Annotated in this window: 1 protein-coding gene; it reads right to left on the bottom strand. The window is 52.0% G+C overall.

The window, feature by feature from the left end:
* Positions 1 to 294 precede the first annotated feature (294 nt).
* Positions 295 to 756: hypothetical protein (locus I6E40_RS10620; protein WP_235387238.1), on the bottom strand; the 462-nt coding region annotated here is incomplete at its 5' end.

Below are 756 nucleotides of genomic sequence, written 5' to 3'. Positions count from 1 at the left end.
CGGGGTTACTCACGGTATAGCCCTCCAGGCTAAGATACTTTTGCTGAACAGGTGGTAGCGGCACGGGCAAAGATTCGCCGCGCTCAATATCGCTTCACACTCGGGGTTACTCACGGTATAGCCCTCTAGGCTAAGATACTTTTGCTGAACAGGTGGTAGCGGCACGGGAAAAGATTCGCCGCGCTCAATATCGCTTCGCACTCGGGGTTACTCACGGTATAGCCCTCCAGGCTAAGATACTTTTGCTGCACAGGTGGTAGCGGCAACAAATGTGGCTATGCAGCGCTTTATGTTTTAGGCAACCAAAAATGACTCGGTATCACCGTTTTTCAGATCCACTATGCGCCGACGTCTGCATTTTAGTGTGTCGAGGTTTACAGCAAGCAAGACTATCCAGCCTGGAAGGCTGTACTGTGAGTAACCGGGGGCAACGCCCCCGGATAGCGACAACTCACTCAGTATCAGCCTGGAGGGCTGTACGCCCGCGAAGATGGCGGCGGGAGCCGCCGCGCCGGAGGCGCACACTTTCCTAAAGATGAAGCAGACGGCATGCACCTCTACCGAGAAAAGGGGGTTGTCTTTCAAAGCGCCTCCAAAATTTTCCACACCCAATGAAGTACATGACCAAGCCCGAATCCGATAGCAACGAAGCAGGTTGGCTATTATGACACACCGCCTCAAACATTTTCCACACCCAACGCCCTTTTTCGGTTTTAACACTTCTTGCTTTTGGCGACGAAATGTATTATATTTGTA

This window comes from Prevotellamassilia timonensis, assembly GCF_021531665.1.
GTDB lineage: Bacteria > Bacteroidota > Bacteroidia > Bacteroidales > Bacteroidaceae > Alloprevotella.
This window is presented reverse-complemented; position numbering and strand designations above follow the sequence as displayed.